The organism is Pseudoalteromonas sp. 1181_04, from assembly GCF_052850545.1.
The window spans coordinates 1-20,393 of the sequence record NZ_VXCS01000009.1 but is presented as its reverse complement, the minus strand read 5'-3'; the positions used below and the strand labels follow the sequence as shown (position 1 = coordinate 20,393).

The window sequence follows — 20,393 nt, the reverse complement described above, 5'->3', positions numbered from 1 at the left end:
TTCCTTTTAATTCCTGATATTCTAGGGTTCGCATGAGTACAAAATTTATCTTCGTTACCGGCGGGGTTGTTTCCTCGTTGGGTAAAGGTATTGCAGCAGCATCGTTGGCAGCTATTTTAGAGGCCCGTGGTTTAAATGTTACCATTTTAAAGCTGGATCCTTATATCAACGTTGACCCAGGCACAATGAGCCCAATTCAACATGGTGAAGTATTTGTCACCGAAGACGGCGCTGAAACCGATCTTGATTTAGGTCACTATGAACGTTTCATCCGTACCAAAATGACAAGCCGTAACAACTTCACACAAGGTCGTGTATATGAAGATGTGCTGCGTCGTGAGCGTCGTGGTGAGTACCTTGGTGCAACAATTCAGGTTATTCCACATATTACCAACGATATTAAGCAACGTGTTTATGACGGTGCTGAAGGCCATGATGTGGCACTCGTTGAAATTGGTGGAACGGTTGGTGATATTGAGTCACAACCATTCTTAGAAGCAATTCGTCAGCTTGGCACAGAGATTGGCCGTGAGCGCGCATTGTTTATTCACTTAACGTTAGTGCCATTCTTAGGCCCTGCGGGTGAAGTGAAAACCAAACCAACACAGCATTCTGTTAAAGAGTTACGCTCGATTGGTATTCAACCAGATATTCTTATCTGCCGTTCAGATCGTAAATTACCAAATAACGAACGTGCAAAGATTGCTCTTTTTACTAACGTTGAAGAAAAAGCGGTTATTTCATTACCTGATGTAGACAGCATTTATAAAATTCCTGCGCTATTAAAATCGCAAGAGCTTGATAACTTTGTATGTCGTCGCTTCCATCTTGATTGCCCTGAAGCTGATTTAGTTGAGTGGGAACAAGTGTTATACCAAGAGTCAAACCCAACGGGTGAAGTGACTATCGGTATGGTTGGTAAATACATTGAACTACCTGATGCCTATAAATCTGTAAACGAAGCACTTAAACATGCAGGTCTTAAAAATCGTTTAACAGTAAACATTCAATATGTTGATTCACAAGATGTTGAAAGTAAAGGTACTGAGTTACTAGCTAACCTTGATGCTATTTTAGTTCCTGGTGGTTTTGGTGGGCGCGGTGTTGAAGGTAAAATTTTAGCGGCAAAATATGCCCGTGAAAATAAAGTACCTTACCTTGGTATCTGTTTAGGTATGCAAGTTGCGCTAATTGAGTATGCACGTAATGTTGCAGGCTTATTAGATGCAAACTCAACCGAGTTTAATGCTAACTCGTCAAGCCCTGTGGTTGGTTTGATCACTGAATGGTTAGATGCTGAAGGCAATATTGAAACACGTAGCGAAAAATCTGATTTAGGTGGCACTATGCGTTTAGGCGCACAAAAATGTCATTTAACACCAGGCTCAAAAGTACGTGAAGTATATGGTAGTGATGAGATTGTTGAACGTCATCGTCATCGTTACGAAGTAAACAATAATTTTGTTGAACAGCTTGAAAAAGCTGGCTTGAGTTTCACTGGTTTATCGGAAGATAAGAAGCTAGTTGAAATCATCGAGAATAAAGATCACCCGTGGTTTATTGCGGCTCAATTCCACCCGGAATTCACCTCAACACCGCGTGATGGTCATCCGCTATTTGAAGGGTTTGTTGCCGCTGCGCATATTCATCAAAAAGCGTCATCGTAATATGAATAAGCCGTGCACTATGCACGGCTTATTTGTTTTCAAAGTCGACGGCATTAAGGAAAATTAATAAAGTCGGAGTAGACTCACCATTTTGGGAAAAGAGGAATCAAGATGTCAAATATCGTAAAAGTGATCGGTCGCGAAATTATGGATTCGCGTGGTAACCCAACTGTAGAAGCTGATGTTCATTTAGCTGACGGTTCATGGGGCCGCGCTGCTGCACCATCAGGTGCATCAACAGGTACTCGCGAAGCACTAGAATTACGTGATGGTGATAAAGCACGTTACTTAGGTAAAGGTGTATTAAAAGCGGTTGGTTTTATTAATAATGAAATCGCGACAGCCTTAGCTGGCCAAAATGCACTAGAGCAAAGCACTGTTGACCAAGTAATGCTAGATTTAGATGGTACCGAAAATAAAGAAAAATTAGGTGCAAATGCAATCTTAGCAGTGTCATTAGCAACTGCAAAAGCTGCTGCACAATCTAAAAAAGTAGAGCTTTATGAGCACATTGCTGACTTAAACGGTACACCAGGTGTTTATTCTATGCCGTTACCAATGATGAACATCATCAATGGTGGTGAGCATGCTGATAACTCAGTTGATATTCAAGAATTCATGATCCAGCCAGTTGGCGCTGCCAACTTCCGTGAAGCGCTTCGCATGGGTGCAGAAATATTCCACAGCCTTGCCAAAGTACTTAAAGCTGATGGTCATTCAACCGCAGTGGGTGATGAAGGTGGTTTTGCACCAAACCTTGCCTCTAACGAAGCGGCACTTGCAGCAATTAAAGTTGCTGTTGCTAATGCAGGCTACGAGTTAGGCAAAGACATTACTCTAGCACTTGATTGTGCTGCGTCTGAGTTTTATGACAAAGAAGCAAATATCTACGACCTTAAAGGCGAAGGTAAAAAATTCACCTCAGAAGAGTTTAACTACTTCTTAAAAGATCTAACTGAACAGTACCCAATCGTGTCTATCGAAGATGGCCTTGATGAGTCTGATTGGGACGGCTTTGCACACCAAACAAAACTACTTGGCGATAAGATCCAATTAGTTGGTGACGATTTATTCGTGACAAACACTAAGATCTTAAAGCGTGGTATCGACAACGGTATTGCTAACTCAATCTTAATCAAGTTTAACCAAATTGGTTCACTAACTGAAACGTTAGCTGCAATCAAAATGGCTAAAGACGCTGGTTTCACTGCTGTTATTTCTCATCGCTCAGGCGAAACTGAAGATTCAACAATTGCTGATTTAGCAGTGGGTACTGCAGCTGGTCAAATCAAAACAGGTTCATTGAGCCGTTCTGATCGTGTAGCGAAGTACAACCAATTGCTACGTATTGAAGAGCAATTAGGCGCTAAAGCACCTTTTAATGGTCTTAAAGAAGTTAAAGGTCAGTAATTCTTTTATAAGAAGCTGATTTAAACTTTTGAAAAATCCTCGCAAATGCGGGGATTTTTATTTAAGTGCCTTGTAGGCGCGAGTTTATCTCGCGCATTTTTAGGCGTTAAAGCTGAAATTGCTGCTTCAAAATCTGCCCTGTAAAGCTGGTTTTTAAATAAAAACCTCGGGGTAGGGTTTTAATAATTTGCCCGTTTGGACCGATGGCATCGGTGACTATTCTGCTATTAGCTGCTTTTGGGCGAATTTGCATCGCATCCCCTAAATGCCCTGAGATCTCATCAACACGTCCCAGTGCTATCAGCTCCATTTGTTCTTCCCAGTCTCGCTGTAACTGCGCATCTTGCTCTGCTGAGGGTTGCCATAAAAAGCCACTACCAATGGTTCTATCAAATGGCACAATGTCGCGCTCGCCTAGTATGGGTAGCCACAAGACATGATTGAGTTTTTTACGCACATTACTTTGCTGCCATGTCATACCTGTGACATTCAATAACGGTGTCACAGACACAAAAGTGGTCTCTAATGGTTTGCCTTTATATGAGATTGGTAGCGTTTTAAGTTCAATCCCGAGCTCTTCAAAATCAGGGGTAGGTTTGGAACCTGCTGTAGCACCTAATGCATATTCAATCAATTGCCCCGTCCAGCCTTTCTCCTTTAATAAATGCTCAGGTGTTTTAAACTGATAATGACTTGCTAATTGGCCTAATGTCAGTCCTGCAATGTTGCTAACACGTTGCATTAATTCATTGATTGAATGTGGTTTTATCGGTTTCATAGCGAGTTATTTGGTTGTATAAATTCACTACTCATGATAGCAAAAGAGTTTAACCGTGGATATCTTTGCGTTTGGGTGTTTTTTGTCCAGTGATAGTTCGCTGTGTTTTTAGACAAGGTGAAACTTGCTGACTTTAAGCTTAATGTATTGAATTTAATGGTTTTTAACTGTTGAATTTGTAAAGCCTTTAAGCTGTGTTGAAAACTTGTTGGGATAAATACATAACTATGAACAATGTTATCCACAGAAACTGTGGAAAAGGCAAGTTATTGGATCTGTTATTGTGGATTTGTTTGCAAAATGAGCTGTATAAACTAAAGTTATGCACAAGCTGTGAGTAAGATGCGTAAAACTCTGAATATTGTTTGCCGTATTGCAGGTAATGTGGAACAATCATTAAAAATCGACTTACAAATGAGGCACTAAGGTGATTGATGCCGAAGGTTTTCGTGCCAATGTCGGAATTGTAATTTGCAATAATCAGGGACAGGTCTTTTGGGCCAGACGTTATGGTCAGCATTCTTGGCAGTTTCCTCAAGGTGGTGTTGATAGTGGCGAAACAGCAGAGCAGACCATGTTTCGTGAATTACACGAAGAAGTCGGCTTGCGCCCTGAAGATGTAGAAATTGTCGCAAGTTCAAAACATTGGTTACGTTATAAATTGCCCAAGCGTTTGATCCGCCGAGACTCCAGTCCGGTGTGTATTGGGCAAAAGCAAAAATGGTTTTTATTGAAACTGCGTTGTAAAGACGAAGACGTCAACTTACTAAAAACACATCATCCGGAATTTGATGATTGGCGGTGGGTAAGTTATTGGTATCCGGTAAGGCAAGTTGTATCGTTTAAACGCGATGTTTATCGCCGTGTTATGAAAGAATTCGCACCCTTTGCGATGCCTTTTAATAAACGTGAACAGTCCAAAGATACGTGGCGCCATAAAGGTAAATAATATAAAGGAGCAGTATTATGCTGGCTACACTCAGAGCTATTGCAGAGTCCGTTTCGCAACAAGCGAGTTTGGATAGTGCGCTAGCATGTTTTGTTGAAATGGTGAAAGATGCCATGAAAACTGAGTGCTGCTCCATTTATTTTGCTGATTACAGTCAAGATAATTTTGTATTAATGGCAACCAGAGGGCTTAATCCCGCAGCCGTGGGTAAGTTTAGAATCGGTTTTACCGAAGGTTTAGTTGGCTTAGTAGCACAACGAGAAGAACCTATTAATATTGCCTTTGCCAAGTCTCACCCGCGTTTTAAACTCTCTCCTGAAGTGAATGAAGAAGGCTTCAACGCATTTTTGTCTGTGCCTGTAGTTCATCAAAAAAAAGTGCTGGGCGTTATTGTTGTACAACAGAAAATTGCCCGTGTATTTAGTCAAGATGAAGAGTCCTTTTTAATTACGTTATCTGCGCAACTAGCGTCGCAATTAGCCCATGCAGAAATCAAAGAAGTACTACGCCAAGATGAGTTTTCTCATCAGACCTCGGTGCTAAAAGGGGTTTCTAGCGCGCCAGGAATTGCGATAGGGCAGGCGTTTGTTATTCTGCCGAAACTTGACTTTAAATCGATAGAATTAAAAAAAGACGATAACTGTACTGAGCAACGCCGCTTATTTACTCAAGCTGTTGCTGCAACCCGCAAAGAATTTAACACCTTGTCGATGACTCTTAGCGATTCTATCCCTAAAGAAGCGTTGGCAGTGTTTGAGGTGTATCAGCAACTACTGGATGCAAAAAGTTTAGGGCAGAATGTTGAAGCACAACTGCAAGAAGGCTGGTGTGCAAAAAGTGCATTGAAAATTGTGATCGAACGATTGATCTCGCAATTCAATGCAATGCAGGATCCCTATATCAAAGAGCGTGCGGTTGATGTTAAAGATATCGGCCTGCGCGTACTGCATCATCTCGTCAATACTGAACACGCCGTAAAAAGTTATCCTAAAGATACAGTACTGATCGCTAATACTTTAACCCCAGCCATGCTTGCAGAAGTGCCTAAAGGCCATTTAGTTGGCGTAGTAAGTGTTAACGGTGCGGCAAATAGTCATGCGTCAATTTTAACCCGTGCTATGGGGATCCCTGCAATTTGGGGTATTGAAGATTTACCGCTATTGCAGTTTGATGGTAAACCAATGATTTTAGATGCATACGCAGGGCGATTATATATTTCGCCTTCGCAAATGCTACAAGATGAATATTTACAATTACAGCACCAAGAAAGTCTATTAAACGACAAGTTTGTGGCTGAGCAAGAATGCGATGCAGTGACATTAGATGGCGAGCATATTAGTTTGTTGCTCAATGCTGGTTTGGAACTCAATACTGAAAAAGCTAACACCAAAGTCTGTGATGGCGTTGGCTTATACCGAACTGAAGCCTGGTTTATGCAAAAAGGCCAGTTTCCATCACAAATAGAACAAGAGAATTGGTATCGCGAAGTATTAGCCAGTTATCATCCAGAACCTGTAGTGATGCGTACGCTTGATATTGGTGGTGATAAAGCACTTGATTACTTTGATATTACAGAAGAAAACCCATTTTTAGGCTGGCGGGGTATTCGTGTCACATTGGACCACCCAGAGATCTTTTTAGACCAGCTCAAAGCCATGGTTAAAGCAAACATTGGTTTAGGTAATTTAAAAATTATGCTGCCAATGATAAGCGGTACCGAAGAGGTTGATGAATCTTTAGCATTGTTAGAGCAAGCCTATTTTGAACTGGAAGAAAAATACCCAGAGCAAGCCATTGAACGCCCAGAGATTGGCGTAATGTTAGAAGTCCCTTCAAGTGTATTTATGCTCCCTGAATGGTCTAAGAAAGTAGATTTTTGTTCTGTAGGTAGTAACGATTTGACGCAATACTTACTTGCCGTCGATCGTTCGAATGCGCGTGTTGCTGATTTATTTAATCCCTATCATCCAGCGGTATTAAGAGTACTGCAAAAAGTTGCGAAAGAGTGTCAGCAATATGAGATGTCCTTTAGTTTATGTGGTGAATTAGGTGGCGATCCTGAAGGTGCAATACTGCTGATTGCGATGGGGTATCGTCGCTTGAGTATGAACTACTCATCATTAAGTAAAGTTAAATGGGTATTAAGACGTTTAAAAGCCAGCGATATGGAAACATTACTGGCGGAGTGTTTAGCACAATCTACTGCAAAACAAGTACTTAGGTTAACGCGTAATTTTATGATTGAGCATCAACTTGGTGAATTATTTTATACCCCAAATCAGGCTTCTTAGTTATACCAATCGACTTAAATATTTAACCATTCTAGCGTGCCAAATAAAGCGCTAACTGCGTTATAAATTTCTCAAGTAGAACAACTACATGTCGAAATTTATGCCTTGTTATCACTCTATTTATCTGTCGCTATAAATGGCTAATAACTTAACACGATTGGTATTACCAAAACGAGTGCTGTAAAGATTCGATATAATCGATTAGTATATGCATATAATAAATCCAATTTTATAAGAGTGTACGATGCATGATTTAGTTATCCTGATTATCAGCTGCGCGCTATTAGGTTGTGTGGTTGGTTTTTTAGCTGGGTTATTAGGCATTGGCGGTGGATTAATTATTGTGCCAGTACTGAGTTCATTATTAGTGCATTTTAATGTTGTTGCGGTTGATCATGTACTGGTTATTGCGATTGCTACCTCGCTTGCCTCTATTTTATTCACTTCAACGTCATCTGCATTAGCACACCATAAAAATCAAAATGTGCCATGGGAAATTGCGCCTTGGGTTATGTCTGGCGTTGGACTTGGTGCTCTGATCAGTGGTTTTGCCGCGAGTTTAATTCCAGAACAGTTATTACGCATCGTTTTTGCTGTTAGTGTGGTGTTTATTGCTGCTCGTATGGTGTTGTCTGCTCGTAATAAGCCTGTCGCGGTCAAACCTATGCCAAGTGGCCCAGTTATTGGCGCTATTAGCGCAGTGATGGGCGGATTATCAGGTTTGATTGGTATTGGTGGCGGCGCATTGATTGTGCCGCTACTGCACTATTTTTCAGTTGATATTAAAAAAGCCATAGGCTGCGCGGCAGCATGTGGCATTGTGATTGCGCTATTTGGCTCTGTGGGATATGTCAGCGCTGGTTGGCAAGTAACCGATTTACAACATGGCTTTGCAGGTTTTGTGTATTTACCGGCATTATTAGGTATAGTAATAACCTCGTGGTTTATGGCACCAATAGGAGCCAAAGCAACGCATTATTTACCCGTTTCAACGATAAAAAAAGTGTTCGCGGTGTTACTGATTATCATCGCGCTTCAAATGGTTTTTAGTTAAGGTTTAATTTTATGGCTCTTGAATTTCCAGAGATCGATCCGATCATTTTCACTGTCGGTCCTCTTAGCGTACGTTGGTACGGTTTAATGTATTTAATTGGCTTTGCTTTTGCGATGTGGTGGGCAAATAGGCAAGCAACTAAACCAGGCTCGGGTTGGACGAAAGAAGAGGTCAGTGATTTACTGTTCTACGGTATGTTAGGGGTTATTCTGGGTGGTCGGATTGGCTATGTACTGTTTTATCAATTTAGTTACTTTTTAGAAAATCCACTGTATTTATTTAGAATCGATCAAGGTGGTATGTCTTTCCACGGTGGCACTTTAGGGGTGATAACCGCTATTTGTGTGTTTGCCTGGACACGTAAAAAACAGTTACTTGCAGTGGGTGATTTTGTTGCACCGCTAGTGCCGGTTGGCCTTTTAGCTGGACGTATTGGTAACTTTATTAATGGCGAATTATGGGGCAGAACTACCGATGTGCCTTGGGCTATGGTATTCCCAAATGGTGGGCCATTGGCGCGTCATCCTTCACAGTTGTATGAAGCCTTTTTAGAAGGCTTCGTGCTGTTTATTATTTTGTATGTGTTTACTAAAAAGCCACGTCCAGCGGGTAGTGTCGGCGGATTATTTTTACTATGCTATGGGGTATTTAGATTCTGCGTTGAATATGTGCGCGAACCAGATGCACAACTAGGATTGTTTGCTGATTTTATATCAATGGGTCAAATATTGTCATTGCCAATGGTCATTGCTGGTCTTGGTTTGATAATATGGGCATACAAAAAGCCACAGCCTGCTGTTGCCAGTAAAGCATAAAAAAGAAGCGAATAATGAAACAATATTTAGAGTTATGTCAGCGCATTGTTGATGAAGGTATCTGGGTTGAGAATAAACGTACGGGAACGCGTTGTTTAACAGTCATTAATGCGGAGCTTGAATACGACGTTGCGAACAACAAGTTCCCAATGATCACCACCCGTAAAAGTTATTACAAAGCGGCAATCGCAGAGCTGTTGGGTTACCTTCGTGGTTATAGCAGTGCTGCGCAATTTCGCGACATAGGTTGTATGACTTGGGATGCTAACGCTAATGAAAACCAAGCATGGTTAAATAATCCGAACCGTAAAGGTGAAGATGATATGGGCCGTGTATATGGCGTACAAGCTCGTGATTGGCGACGCCCTGATGGCACACCGTTAGATCAGCTAAAAAAGGTCATTGATAATCTTAAAAATGGTGTGGATGACAGAGGCGAGATCATCACTTTTTATAATCCGGGTGAGTTTGAGTTAGGGTGTTTGCGCCCATGTATGCACACGCATACTTTTTCGCTTCTTGGCGATACGCTTTATTTAACCTCGTATCAGCGCAGTTGTGATGTGCCACTTGGTTTGAATTTCAATCAAATTCAATGCTTTGTAATGCTTGCACTGGTCGCGCAGATCACTGGCCACAAAGCAGGTAAGGCATACCATAAAATCGTTAATGCCCATATTTATGAGAACCAACTGGAATTAATGCGCGATGTGCAGTTACAGCGTGAGCCATTTGCATCACCTACGTTGACGATTAATCCAAATATTAAATCACTCGAAGATATCGAAACGTGGGTCACCCGTGATGACTTTGAGGTAAATGGCTATCAATGCCATGAAGCAATTAAATACCCGTTTTCAGTGTAACAATTAATAAGCATCATAGTTTTAAGGAGAGAATAATGAAAGCAGTGATCCCAGTCGCAGGACTTGGCACCCGTATGTTGCCAGCTACTAAAGCTATTCCAAAAGAGATGTTACCTGTTGTAGATAAACCCTTGATTCAATATGTAGTTAATGAAGCGGTTGCTGCGGGTATTAAAGAAATTGTATTAGTGACTCACTCGAGTAAAAACTCGATTGAAAACCATTTTGATACCAGTTTTGAGCTAGAAGCAACGCTAGAGAAGCGGGTAAAGCGTCAGTTACTTGCTGAAGTACAAGCTATTTGCCCTAAAGATGTGACAATTATTCACGTTCGCCAAGGTGAAGCAAAAGGCTTAGGGCACGCAATCAACTGTGCAGCGCCAATTATTGGTAACGAACCGTTTGTGGTTATTTTACCTGATGTGATCATAGATGATGTTGAAAGTAATCTTAAAAAAGATAATTTAGCTGAAATGATTACTCGCTTTAATACAAACGGTGAGAGCCAAATAATGGTTGAGCCTGTGCCTATGCAGGATGTTGATAAGTTTGGTGTGGTCGATTTAGGCGACGTAAAGCTTGAACAAGGGCAAAGCGCAGCGATCCTTAATATGGTTGAAAAACCTCCTGTGCATAGCGCACCATCAAATTTGGCTGTGGTAGGTCGTTATGTGCTAAGTAAAAATATTTGGCCATTACTTGCAAAAACTCCCGCAGGCGCCGGCGACGAAATTCAGTTAACAGATGCAATTGCGATGCTAATGGAAAAAGAATCTGTTGCTGCTTATGCGATAAAAGGGCGTAGTCATGATTGCGGTAGTAAGTTGGGCTATTTAAAAGCCACTATTGAATTTGCACTGCGTCGTGATGAATTTAAAGATGAGCTAAGTGATTTTATTAAAACCTTAGTTTAAGCTCATTTATTGAGCCTAACTTATAAAAGTGCCTTAGTGGCACTTTTTTATTGCTTAAAAATCCTGAAACTGGCACTGACTTTGCTTATAATATGGCATTATTTATTTTGTGATGCTAACAGATGATGTGTTTTAAAAAGCAAGCTTGGTATACCACAGTGTTGGTTACAGCAACTGTCTGGCTTAGTGGGTGCAGTAGTATTAATGCTAACCCGGTGGAACAGCAGCCTGCATTAATTTCTGATCAACAAGTCAAAGAGTATGTTCAGCAATGGCACTCGCAACAAGAGAGTATTACTCGTTTAGCTGCGATGGAGGAAGACTTGCAACTATTAATAATGGCACTTTCCTCTCAAACTGATATTGCAGAAAACCCAGCGGTGCTTCGCGAAGATAATGTTACGGTGGCTCATTATGCTGAAAAAATACAGATCCCTGATACTGCTAACTCCTCAAAAACTATCGAAAACCGCCCTCTGCCACTGTATGGCAACTCACTGCCAGGCGCGCAACTTGGGCTGTATTTAAAACCGCAAAGAGTGAGAACGCAAATAGCAAGGTTGCAGCAACAATATCCGCAGGCATTTAGCCAATTAGATTTTGTAATGACAGAGCGTCACAATAAAGGCGTTACCTTGTATGGGTTACGAGTTGGGCCATTTCAAAATTATACCGAGGCCAATCTATTTTGTTCATTAGCACAAAATTTAGGCCAAAAATGCCTGAGTGCCCCATTTGTTGGTCAGCCTTTGTAATTAAATAAGCTATTTTTCTGATTTTTCAGTAATTAAGCTTAAAGTAATTGTTCTGAGTGTCGATAATATCTAAGATAGGGGCAACATAGGGTAATGTCCCATCACTTATAAGGATTTAATATGAAATTATCTTTAACTCTTCTGGCAGCAGCAGTTACAGCAAGCTCATTCGCGACTTATGCAACAACCGAAAGCTTTGATGCGAAAGTTAAAGTGCAAAATACTGTCGTTTTAACCAAAGGAAATGACTTAGATTTTGGTACAATTCGAGCGGTTGCAGATCCAGACGGTGTTAACCAAGCTACATTGGTTATAAACCCTGAGCCTACAGCAAGTCCTGTATCGTCTAGAACTGATAACGCACCTGCGATTATTTCAATAATAGAGCAAGGTTCGCCTGCATCTTTTACAGTATCGGAAGTAGTGCCAAATGCTCGTTTATCAATTACTAACCCAACAGCAACAACCCTGAGCTCTAATGGCCAAGGTTTGAATGAGCCAAACTTTACGGTTGGTACTTGGACATACTTTATCACTAGCGGTCCAAATGCAAACGCTTATTATTCATCAGTGACGCCTAATTTAACTGCTGACGGTGATGGCAGTGTATCGTTTAATATTGGTGCAACTCTTTCTACAGCATCAACAATTTCTAGCGAAGCGTACCGAGATACTGAGTATACAGGCACTTTTCAATTAGAAGTTGCTTATTAATTTAATCATGCGTTTTTTGTTGTTATTTGCGATGCTTTCAATACTGTATTCACAGTCAACAAGAGCCGCGAGTATAGAGCAACAAGCGCTTGATTTTGGCACCTTAGTTATTCTTAAAAGTGATCAAATAGGTTCTGTAATTATCAAGGATGATGGTTCGATTAGCACCTCTGGCGAAATCTATATCCTTAAAGATGGTCGCCCAGCTGAGCTGATACTCACTGACATCCCCCCTGGCACTCGAGTTTCCATGAATTTAGTGGCTCCTGCAACTATGCAACACAATACTAAAGGAAGTAGTAGTGCCGACTTTAGAGTGACCTTAAATGGCTTTCCTAAAGACGCAACAAGCGATGAGTTTAGCGAAGTGCATGTATTTATTGGTGGTAAATTAGAAATAAATACAAGCAGCAAACAATATGTTGACGGCGACTATTCAACAACCACAAACTTAGAAATTTCAGTGGATTATTAAGGATTTAAATGTTTAATAAATTAACCGTGATACTGCTTTTAAGCTTTTGTTTTTTTAGCCAGGCGGTAATGGCGAATTTACTTATTTCTCCTACTCGTATTAGTTTTGATGAGCGTCAACGTACTGCAAAGGTCACAGTGATCAACACCAGTGACGAGTACAAAACTTACCGAGTGCATTGGAGCGAAAAGCAATCCACATCAACCGGAGGGTATGTAACCTTACTTGAGCCGACGGCGACAAGTTTAAGCCCGATGACGCGCTTATCACCAAAGCAAATGCGTTTGGCGCCTGGTGAAAAGCAAACCGTTAAAATTGCAATTCGAAAACCAAAACAGTTAGCAGATGGTGAATATCGTTCGCATTTATTATTTCAGGCGTTGCCAAATGAAAACCCAAATAGTACGAGTTCAATAAAAATTAATATGATCATGAGCTACAGTATTCCAGTCATCCTTCGTGAACATGCTGAAGTACCAAAAGTACTCATTGAGCAAGCGCAAGTGATTAAAAACCAGGGCAACCAACGACTACAATTTAAATTAAAACTCAATCGTGAAACTCACTTTAGCAGTTATGGTAAATTAACCGCGTTTTATCAACAAAATGCTAATGCTAAGCTGGAAGCTATCGCTGAAATTGGCAATTTAAGTATTTACTCGGATGTAAAAAATGCCGAGGTAATGTTGAGTTTATTTAGTGATAAAACCCTAGATAAGCCTGGTACTGTTATTTTTAAATATATCGGTGCAGATGAATATCAAGACATAAATTTTGCCGAGTATGCTTTAGCGATTAGTCCAAAAATGCTGCAACTTTAACTCTTCATGACCAAGAATACAGGGCTAAAGTGCATTACACTATGGCTAAGTTTATGCCTTAGTAACAATGCATTCGCGACTAATAACGTAACTGTGAATGATGCATTAAAAACACTTCGCAAGATTGAAGCTAAATTAACCGACTTACCAACAGCTTCTCAGCCTAACGTTAACAGCCCTGTTGCGTCAAACCAACCGCGGATCGCAAGCGGTGAGTTTTTATTATTTTCGTTGTCTTTAAATGATTACTACTTAGGCGAAGTGTTCGCTTTAAAAAGTGATCAGGGTATTCAACTTGGCCTTAGTAGCCTAGCTGATATATTGCAATTTGGAATAGAAGTTGATCTTGCAACTCGTTCTGCTCAAGGCTGGTATCGAGATCAACAGCCTTTCATTTTAGATGCCAGCACCCTGCCTGCAACACTGATAACTGACGCAGGTATGCTTGAACTAACGGCTGCTGATATTAGCATTGATGATGACATGTATATTGAAATGGCGCAGTTAAAAGAGGTTTTTGGGCTGCAATTTACAGTCGATTATGGTGATTTAGAAATAGAGTTAAGTTCGGCCATCTTATTACCAATTGAACAACAGCGAGAACGCCATGGTAGAAGGCTTAACCCCTCGAATCGTAATGCCAAGCCCACCTTGCCTTGGAAAGCCAGCCCGTATCAAGCGCTTTCATCACCTGTTGCTGATTTACAATTAAACTACAGTGCTGATAAAAATCAAAATAGAACAAGTTACTCATTATTAGGTGCACAAGACTTTGCTTATTTATCTGCCGAATACTTTTTATCTGGTCGCGAGGGCGATTTACTCAGCGATTCGCGTTTAACATTTACTAAGCAAGACCCGCAAAGCTCATTACTGGGAGTGTTAGCAGCCAGTGAAGTTGAGTTTGGTGATGTAACGGCCACACAAGTTGGCAGCCGTTACAACAGTCAGTATGGTCGTGGTATTAAGTTTTCAAACCGCGGACTGACTCAACAATTTGATAGTAACCGTATTAATTTAAGTGGTCCGATTCAGTTAGGCTGGGACGTTGAGCTTTATCGTAACGGCGTATTGATTGCGCAGCAATTAAGCTTATCAGATGGTCGTTATATTTTTGATAATGTTGATTTGTTTTATGGTGAGAATAACTTCGAGCTTATTTTTTATGGTCCTCAAGGGCAGGTCGAGCGAAAAAGCGAATATTATTTTATTGATAGTAACCAATTAGCACAAGGTGAAGGATTTTATGAACTATCAGTCTCTGAGCAGGGTAAAAAATTGCTTGGCAATACTGCCTTCAATAATGACAGCACGGGCTGGCAAATAGCAGGGCGCTACGAGCAAGGTATTACAGACGACTTCTCGATATATACCGCTGCATTGGCACAAAAAAGAACACATGACGACCTACAACACATGTCACTGGGGACTAACCTTAGCTTATTTAGCGCTCTGCTATTAAACTTAGACTACCAGAAAAATAATCAACATGAACAAGAGCTTGAACTTACAGCACGCACGCAATTTGCTGATCAATCTTTACTTTTTAGCGCAACGAATCGAACCGATGAATTAAAACAAAAATACGACAGCTATCAGTTTGATATGGCTGGCGAGTTGATGCAAAACAGTTACGGGCGGCTAAACTACCAAAACAATTTATTGTATCAAACATCAGATAACCGAGGCATCTATAAGCAAGCACAGAACCGTTTGAATTATGCGATTGCAGGCCTAGCTTTGAGCAACCAATTACAATGGCAACAAAGTAATAATGTTGAATCAGTGTATGGCTCAACACGTTTGCAAGGGCGTTTGGGTCGTATTTATAGTCGTTTTAGTGTTGATTACACATTATCTCCTATCAATGAAGTCACCAGCTACGAGGCTGAGTTTAACCGTAGTATTACCAGTCAACTGCAAGCAGAAGTCACCTTACGTGATTCTCGTATTAATGATATTCAATCGGCTGATTTAGGCTTAAGTTGGCAAAGCAATAAGTTTAGTCTCACTAGTAATCTAAACTACGACAGTGAAGATAACTGGCAGCTTGGCGTATATAGCAGATTCAGCCTTGGTTATGACACACAAAACAATCACTATTTTGTGTCTAAGCAAAGCTTAACAACGACAGGTACATTAATGTTACGGGTATTTTTAGATCAAAATAACAACGGCATTATGGATCCTGACGAGCAAGGTGTTGCAGGTATAAAAGTAAAAGGGCTGCAAAATTATCGCCAAGCAATAACCGATGAAAATGGCATTGCATTGTTAACCTCAATGCCAGCTAATCGCACCACAGATATTGTGCTCGATAGAGACAGCTTCCCCGATCCGTTTTTTGTGCCTGCCAATGAGGGCTTTTCAATCACGCCAAGAGCAGGATTTATTGAATACATGGATTACCCGCTAAATAACGCCAGCGAAATTGAAGGGGTGGTGTATCAGCAGCAAGGGGAGCACACTTATGTGCAGCCTTATGCAAAAATAACCTTATTAGATCAAAACGATAAAGAAGTTGCCAACACCCAAGCGGCTTATGATGGCTATTATTTGTTTACTGACCTACGGCCAGGGCAGTATCGGGCTGTGGTTGACGATAGCTTTAAAGAACGTAAAGCATTAAAAAACACCCAGCAGGTAACAGTTGATTTATCAGCAAAAGGGGATGTGTTGGTTGGGGTTGATTTTACTTTAAAATCACTCGAAGAAGTGTCGGGGACTATTGTTAATGCGGGGAATTTTTCATCGTTAATGATGTTAAAGGCATACTTACGTTTGATAAGCCCACGCTTAAAATTACAACAGCAAGACGTGTTTTATATTCATGATCAACAGCAAAGTAAGTACATACTCGCCTTAGCATACGCTAAGCAAGCACAGCCTGAATTTACGGAGCTTTGTCAGTCATTAATAAAACAAAGATTGAAGTGTGATATTGAACAACGAACAATACTTCATTAAAGGAATAGCAATGAATATCAAACAATCGTTTAGTGTAATGCAATCAGCCGTATTAATAATGAGTTTAATTATATTATCTGGCTGTACCAGCACGACGGATAGCGCGCAAAAAAGTACCAGCAGCACAGCTGAAACTAATCATGAAACCTATGTGCAGATCACGCAACAAGAGCTACAACAGTTACAAACTAGCTCTGCACAGTGGCAAGCAATTAAACCCGATCTTGAACGATTATTACTGATTGAAAGTGATTTGAATTTATTGATAGCACAGTTAACCGCGATAGCAAATGATGACGAGAACACAGGTAAGAAGAGCCATTCATCTGCTGCCTTGGCATCACAGCAAGTACCGTTAGATAGGCCTGCGCAATCTATAGCAACACAGTCAAACATAACTAACAACGCGCTTTTTGCGCTGCAAATTATTGCGGTCACTCAACAATCGCAATTAGCTCCAAGCTGGCAAACAATTCAACAAAAAGTACCGAGTTTATTGTCAGATAAATTTACCACCAATGTCGAAACTGCTCAGGTAAAAGGCATGACTTATTACCGCTTAAAAATCGGGGCATACCAATATCAAAAAAACGCCCAAGCTGATTGTGATAAATTAAAGCTACAACAGCTCAACTGCATGGTGACTCACTACACCGATAACCCAATAAAATTATAAATAGGCATAATACTTGCTTTGTTATTGCCATGTTTAGTGAGGATGGCAATTATGCGCCTTTTGTTATGTTTATTATTGCTGAGTCTAACTGCGTGTAGTTTAACGCAAGAAAAACCGCCAGCACCAAGTACCAATGCCCCAAAAGCAACAATGGCACCTTATACTGTGCATCAGTATGTCAGCGACTTGAGTAGTCAATTGAGCCATGTGCAAGGGCCGTTTAAAAGCTCTGCACGGATTGCCGTTACTAGCTTTTACTTAGCCAACGCGCTAGACAGTGAGCTGGCACAAGGGCAGGGCGCAGGGTTGAGTCAGCAAATTCAAGAAAGCTTACTTACTCAGTTTACCCAACTTGGCTATAACACTATTGAATATCGCCTTGAAAAACACCTTAATTTAGCCAGCAACGCAGATGGTATATTAAGTCGCGACATAAGCAAATTACGCCAACGTCAGAATATTGACTTTGTTATCACGGGTACCTTAACACGGCAACAACATGCCTATATAGTTAACGCCCGTATGGTAAATACGCAAGATAGCCGCGTTGTATCTGCCGCCAGTACAGAGATCCCCATAAATGTGATGTGGGGCGATGAAAAAATACAACAGCGCGACGGTTATATTTACCGCAGCGAATACTAATTAGGAGCTCTCATGAAACGCTTAATATTAACTTTATGTTTGCCACTGGGTTTTGGTTGCGCGCAAATGATGGAACCGGGCAAAACAGCACAAACTGATAACTCTGCGCAGTTAGAGGGTGATCAAAGAGTGGTTGCAGCTCCTGGGCAAAGTAATACATTTTATCAAAACAATATTCCAGTGATGAACGATAGCAGCCAAGTCACAGTCCCAACACGTAAAAATATTAATCATTATGTACGTGGCATAATGCAAGATATGGCTGAAAATTTACAATACGTAAATACCAAAACGCCGCTGGCCGTATCAAGCTTTATCTTTTTAGATGATGATTACAACGACGGCACATTGTTAGGTAATCAAATCGCCGAAAGTTTTATGCACGAGCTACACAGTTTTGGTGTACCGGTGATCGACTTTAAAACCACCGACTACATGCGTGTTACTCCCTCTGGCGACTTTGTATTTAGTCGCGACTATTTAGAGCTAAGCCAAGATCAAAACTTCAACTACGTACTGGCGGGCACTATGGTAAATCACCAAGGTGGTGTATTAGTCAATGCCCGAATTATTGGTTTAGCTAGTAAGGCTGTGGTTGGCTCTGCACAAGGGTTTATTCCGCAATCCGTTGTTGATGCACTCGACAGCAGCTATCGCACTGATGGCGTAATGCTAAAACAAGCGAGTAAGTGAGGCCAATGATGGGTAAGCTAATCCATAGCACTAAGTTATTAACCGTAGGGGGGGTGATCAGCATCCTCAGCGCATGCAGTATGACTAATGATGCAGCGCCAGTTGAGCCAGTCCAAAGCACGACTAGCCGATATGACCTTACTCAAATGCTAAAACAAGTACAAATGAATAGTGCCGAGCCATTAGATAGTGGTGAGCAGTTTTTTCCTAACAAGCATCATAAAACACTGGTTAATTATGTAGAGCAAATGGCGTTAGACTTAGTCGACACAATGCAAACAGAGCTTGATACTTCGATTGCCGTTACTTCATTTGTAGATTTAGATGCCAGCCTTAATAACAGTAGCCAATTAGGCAACCAGTTATCAGAGAGTTTTATTCATCAACTGCAAAAATTTGGTTATGGTATTGTTGACTTTAAAACCACCGACCAAATAACTATGAACCCACGCGGTGACTTTGTATTTTCACGCGATATAGAGCAGTTAGCGGATCAACGCATCGCCAGTCATGTGTTATCAGGCACCTTGATCTACCGCAGCAACGGTGTTGAAGTAAACGCCCGTATTATTGATATCACCAGCAAACGCGTAGTTGCCAGCAGCAACAAAATACTGCCTTATTACGTACTCAACAACGCCGATATTCACCTACAACGCGCAAGTATTAACTAGTATCGTTATAAAATCCATTTAACTGCTTGATTGTAAATAGGATAAACCGTTATAATTTTGCTATCAGCTCGAAGCTCGAAGCTCGAAGCTCGAAGCTCGAAGCTCGAAGCTCGAAGCTCGAAGCTCGAAGCTCGAAGCTCGAAGCTCGAATGTGGCCTCTTAGTTAAATGGATATAACGGCCCCCTCCTAAGGGGCAGTTACAGGTTCGATTCCTGTAGGGGCTACCAATAAAATCAATGAGTTACATGGTTTTTTTCTTCCACTTATTTTTTATAGCACATTTATAGCATCGTAAATTGAAATATAAAAAATTTAGCGCTGTCCTTTTATTAAAGTACCCAAATTACATCCAGTTTGCTTTCGCCATGAGCGGACCTTCAAGCGTAACTCGTTTCTGCCCCGAAACAAGCTAACGCAATTACTCTAAAGATCGGCTTTGAACGACAAGCAGACACTAGTAGATAGTAAACTCACAGGGTATGCTACCTTGCAAAGTCTTGCTGATAAATGATACCTACAGGTAAATATGCGAAATTTTCTTGTCTTATTAATTACGATTCTTGCTTGTAAGTCATTCACAGCTACAAATAAGGAACCTAGGGGTATAAAATGGCACGTAGAATGCTAATTTGATGTAGGTTATCATCACCTGAACACCTCCGCTTTAATTGTTTTTTGGCGAATTTATTGTGTGCTTAAATATTCAGTTAATGTTTGGTTATAGATAAATACTTAGGTACAACCAATTATGCTTGACGCTTTCCTAGAGCAGTTACAAAAAAATGACTTTACTCGACACGAAGTAGAACAGCTAAAGCAATCTGCAAAGCTTTGTTCTTTGCCTAGTCGGCATATTTTTTTCCATCAAGGGGAAGTTGCAAAAGAGATTTTCTTTCTATTAGAAGGAATATGTCACGCTGTTTATTTTACTGACAAGGGCAAAGAGTTTAGCAAACAGTTTTATTGGGAAAATGACTGGATCATTGGTTTTGAAAGCCTAGTTAACCAAACGCCATCACCATACCAACTTGAATCACTTACCTCTTGCTCGATTATGTCTCTCCCTATCGAAACATTAAGAACATGGCGTAAGAATAAATATAGTATTTATCTCAAGCTATTGGAAATACAACTGATGTATAAAGAAAACAAAGAACGTTTTATGTTGCTTTATACTCCAGAAGAACGCTATCAACAGTTCTGTAACAGTTATCCTAACTTGTTAGAG

The 20,393-nt window shown here is 40.7% G+C and carries 19 protein-coding genes and 1 tRNA gene; 19 read left to right on the top strand and 1 reads right to left on the bottom strand.

Annotated features, from left to right (window positions below; all coding sequences use genetic code 11):
- Positions 1-32 precede the first annotated feature (32 nt).
- A complete protein-coding gene (locus FW757_RS08925) occupies positions 33-1,667 on the top strand; it encodes a CTP synthase (RefSeq protein ID WP_145240916.1) in 1,635 nt (544 codons plus the stop codon).
- 111 nt (positions 1,668-1,778) lie between these two features.
- Positions 1,779-3,077 carry a phosphopyruvate hydratase gene (gene eno / locus FW757_RS08920; RefSeq protein WP_145240917.1) on the top strand — a complete coding sequence of 433 codons (1,299 nt, stop codon included), beginning with the start codon at positions 1,779-1,781 and terminating at the stop codon, positions 3,075-3,077.
- 106 nt (positions 3,078-3,183) lie between these two features.
- Here the strand turns inward: eno and mutH are convergent, their stop codons facing one another.
- Complete coding sequence (gene mutH, locus FW757_RS08915; RefSeq protein WP_149981676.1) at positions 3,184-3,855, bottom strand: DNA mismatch repair endonuclease MutH; 672 nt, start codon at positions 3,853-3,855, stop codon at positions 3,184-3,186.
- Positions 3,856-4,282: 427 nt separating this feature from the next.
- Between mutH and rppH the strand changes: the two genes are divergently transcribed.
- From rppH to FW757_RS08830, 17 genes are all read left to right on the top strand, one after another.
- Positions 4,283-4,804: an RNA pyrophosphohydrolase gene (gene rppH / locus FW757_RS08910; RefSeq protein ID WP_145240920.1), complete on the top strand. Its 522-nt coding sequence runs from the start codon at positions 4,283-4,285 to the stop codon at positions 4,802-4,804.
- Positions 4,805-4,821: 17 nt separating this feature from the next.
- Positions 4,822-7,095 (top strand): phosphoenolpyruvate--protein phosphotransferase, encoded by a 2,274-nt coding sequence (gene ptsP, locus FW757_RS08905; protein ID WP_182718031.1) that lies wholly within the window; start codon positions 4,822-4,824, stop codon positions 7,093-7,095.
- 244 nt (positions 7,096-7,339) lie between these two features.
- The gene (locus tag FW757_RS08900; protein ID WP_182761005.1) at positions 7,340-8,149 is read left to right on the top strand and encodes a sulfite exporter TauE/SafE family protein; all 810 of its coding nucleotides are present in this window, start codon (positions 7,340-7,342) and stop codon (positions 8,147-8,149) included.
- 11 nt (positions 8,150-8,160) lie between these two features.
- Positions 8,161-8,964 carry a prolipoprotein diacylglyceryl transferase gene (gene lgt / locus FW757_RS08895; RefSeq protein WP_149981669.1) on the top strand — a complete coding sequence of 268 codons (804 nt, stop codon included), beginning with the start codon at positions 8,161-8,163 and terminating at the stop codon, positions 8,962-8,964.
- A gap of 14 nt (positions 8,965-8,978) precedes the next feature.
- A complete protein-coding gene (locus tag FW757_RS08890; RefSeq protein ID WP_182830927.1) occupies positions 8,979-9,830 on the top strand; it encodes a thymidylate synthase in 852 nt (283 codons plus the stop codon).
- A 35-nt stretch (positions 9,831-9,865) separates the two neighbouring features.
- Positions 9,866-10,744 (top strand): UTP--glucose-1-phosphate uridylyltransferase GalU, encoded by an 879-nt coding sequence (galU, locus tag FW757_RS08885; protein WP_182739893.1) that lies wholly within the window; start codon positions 9,866-9,868, stop codon positions 10,742-10,744.
- Between the two features lie 122 nt (positions 10,745-10,866).
- A complete protein-coding gene (locus tag FW757_RS08880) occupies positions 10,867-11,499 on the top strand; it encodes an SPOR domain-containing protein (protein WP_259398479.1) in 633 nt (210 codons plus the stop codon).
- Positions 11,500-11,619: 120 nt separating this feature from the next.
- Complete coding sequence (locus FW757_RS08875; protein WP_182739892.1) at positions 11,620-12,213, top strand: DUF4402 domain-containing protein; 594 nt, start codon at positions 11,620-11,622, stop codon at positions 12,211-12,213.
- 7 nt (positions 12,214-12,220) lie between these two features.
- Positions 12,221-12,688 (top strand): DUF4402 domain-containing protein, encoded by a 468-nt coding sequence (locus FW757_RS08870; RefSeq protein ID WP_446441125.1) that lies wholly within the window; start codon positions 12,221-12,223, stop codon positions 12,686-12,688.
- 8 nt (positions 12,689-12,696) lie between these two features.
- A complete protein-coding gene (locus FW757_RS08865; protein ID WP_182718035.1) occupies positions 12,697-13,509 on the top strand; it encodes a fimbrial biogenesis chaperone in 813 nt (270 codons plus the stop codon).
- A gap of 93 nt (positions 13,510-13,602) precedes the next feature.
- Positions 13,603-16,476, top strand: a complete 2,874-nt coding sequence (locus tag FW757_RS08860) for a hypothetical protein (protein ID WP_446441124.1) — start codon at positions 13,603-13,605, stop codon at positions 16,474-16,476.
- Between the two features lie 10 nt (positions 16,477-16,486).
- Positions 16,487-17,152 carry an SPOR domain-containing protein gene (locus tag FW757_RS08855; RefSeq protein WP_182718037.1) on the top strand — a complete coding sequence of 222 codons (666 nt, stop codon included), beginning with the start codon at positions 16,487-16,489 and terminating at the stop codon, positions 17,150-17,152.
- Positions 17,153-17,203: 51 nt separating this feature from the next.
- Positions 17,204-17,797, top strand: a complete 594-nt coding sequence (locus tag FW757_RS08850; protein ID WP_145240937.1) for a FlgO family outer membrane protein — start codon at positions 17,204-17,206, stop codon at positions 17,795-17,797.
- Positions 17,798-17,809: 12 nt separating this feature from the next.
- Complete coding sequence (locus FW757_RS08845) at positions 17,810-18,490, top strand: FlgO family outer membrane protein (RefSeq protein ID WP_446441123.1); 681 nt, start codon at positions 17,810-17,812, stop codon at positions 18,488-18,490.
- Positions 18,491-18,498: 8 nt separating this feature from the next.
- The gene (locus FW757_RS08840) at positions 18,499-19,164 is read left to right on the top strand and encodes a FlgO family outer membrane protein (protein WP_404936374.1); all 666 of its coding nucleotides are present in this window, start codon (positions 18,499-18,501) and stop codon (positions 19,162-19,164) included.
- 153 nt (positions 19,165-19,317) lie between these two features.
- Positions 19,318-19,392: transfer RNA gene (locus tag FW757_RS08835), tRNA-Arg, on the top strand.
- A 521-nt stretch (positions 19,393-19,913) separates the two neighbouring features.
- Positions 19,914-20,393: Crp/Fnr family transcriptional regulator (locus FW757_RS08830; protein WP_446441122.1), on the top strand; the 480-nt coding region annotated here is incomplete at its 3' end.

Coding starts and splice junctions, on each gene's coding strand:
- FW757_RS08875 (WP_182739892.1), top strand. CDS start 11,620: ATGAAATTATCTTTAACTCTTCTGGCAGCAGCAGTTACAGCAAGCTCA.
- mutH (WP_149981676.1), bottom strand. CDS start 3,855: ATGAAACCGATAAAACCACATTCAATCAATGAATTAATGCAACGTGTT.
- FW757_RS08925 (WP_145240916.1), top strand. CDS start 33: ATGAGTACAAAATTTATCTTCGTTACCGGCGGGGTTGTTTCCTCGTTG.
- eno (WP_145240917.1), top strand. CDS start 1,779: ATGTCAAATATCGTAAAAGTGATCGGTCGCGAAATTATGGATTCGCGT.
- FW757_RS08870 (WP_446441125.1), top strand. CDS start 12,221: ATGCGTTTTTTGTTGTTATTTGCGATGCTTTCAATACTGTATTCACAG.
- lgt (WP_149981669.1), top strand. CDS start 8,161: ATGGCTCTTGAATTTCCAGAGATCGATCCGATCATTTTCACTGTCGGT.
- FW757_RS08855 (WP_182718037.1), top strand. CDS start 16,487: ATGAATATCAAACAATCGTTTAGTGTAATGCAATCAGCCGTATTAATA.
- FW757_RS08890 (WP_182830927.1), top strand. CDS start 8,979: ATGAAACAATATTTAGAGTTATGTCAGCGCATTGTTGATGAAGGTATC.
- FW757_RS08900 (WP_182761005.1), top strand. CDS start 7,340: ATGCATGATTTAGTTATCCTGATTATCAGCTGCGCGCTATTAGGTTGT.
- galU (WP_182739893.1), top strand. CDS start 9,866: ATGAAAGCAGTGATCCCAGTCGCAGGACTTGGCACCCGTATGTTGCCA.
- ptsP (WP_182718031.1), top strand. CDS start 4,822: ATGCTGGCTACACTCAGAGCTATTGCAGAGTCCGTTTCGCAACAAGCG.
- FW757_RS08850 (WP_145240937.1), top strand. CDS start 17,204: ATGCGCCTTTTGTTATGTTTATTATTGCTGAGTCTAACTGCGTGTAGT.
- FW757_RS08845 (WP_446441123.1), top strand. CDS start 17,810: ATGAAACGCTTAATATTAACTTTATGTTTGCCACTGGGTTTTGGTTGC.
- FW757_RS08865 (WP_182718035.1), top strand. CDS start 12,697: ATGTTTAATAAATTAACCGTGATACTGCTTTTAAGCTTTTGTTTTTTT.
- FW757_RS08840 (WP_404936374.1), top strand. CDS start 18,499: ATGGGTAAGCTAATCCATAGCACTAAGTTATTAACCGTAGGGGGGGTG.
- FW757_RS08880 (WP_259398479.1), top strand. CDS start 10,867: ATGATGTGTTTTAAAAAGCAAGCTTGGTATACCACAGTGTTGGTTACA.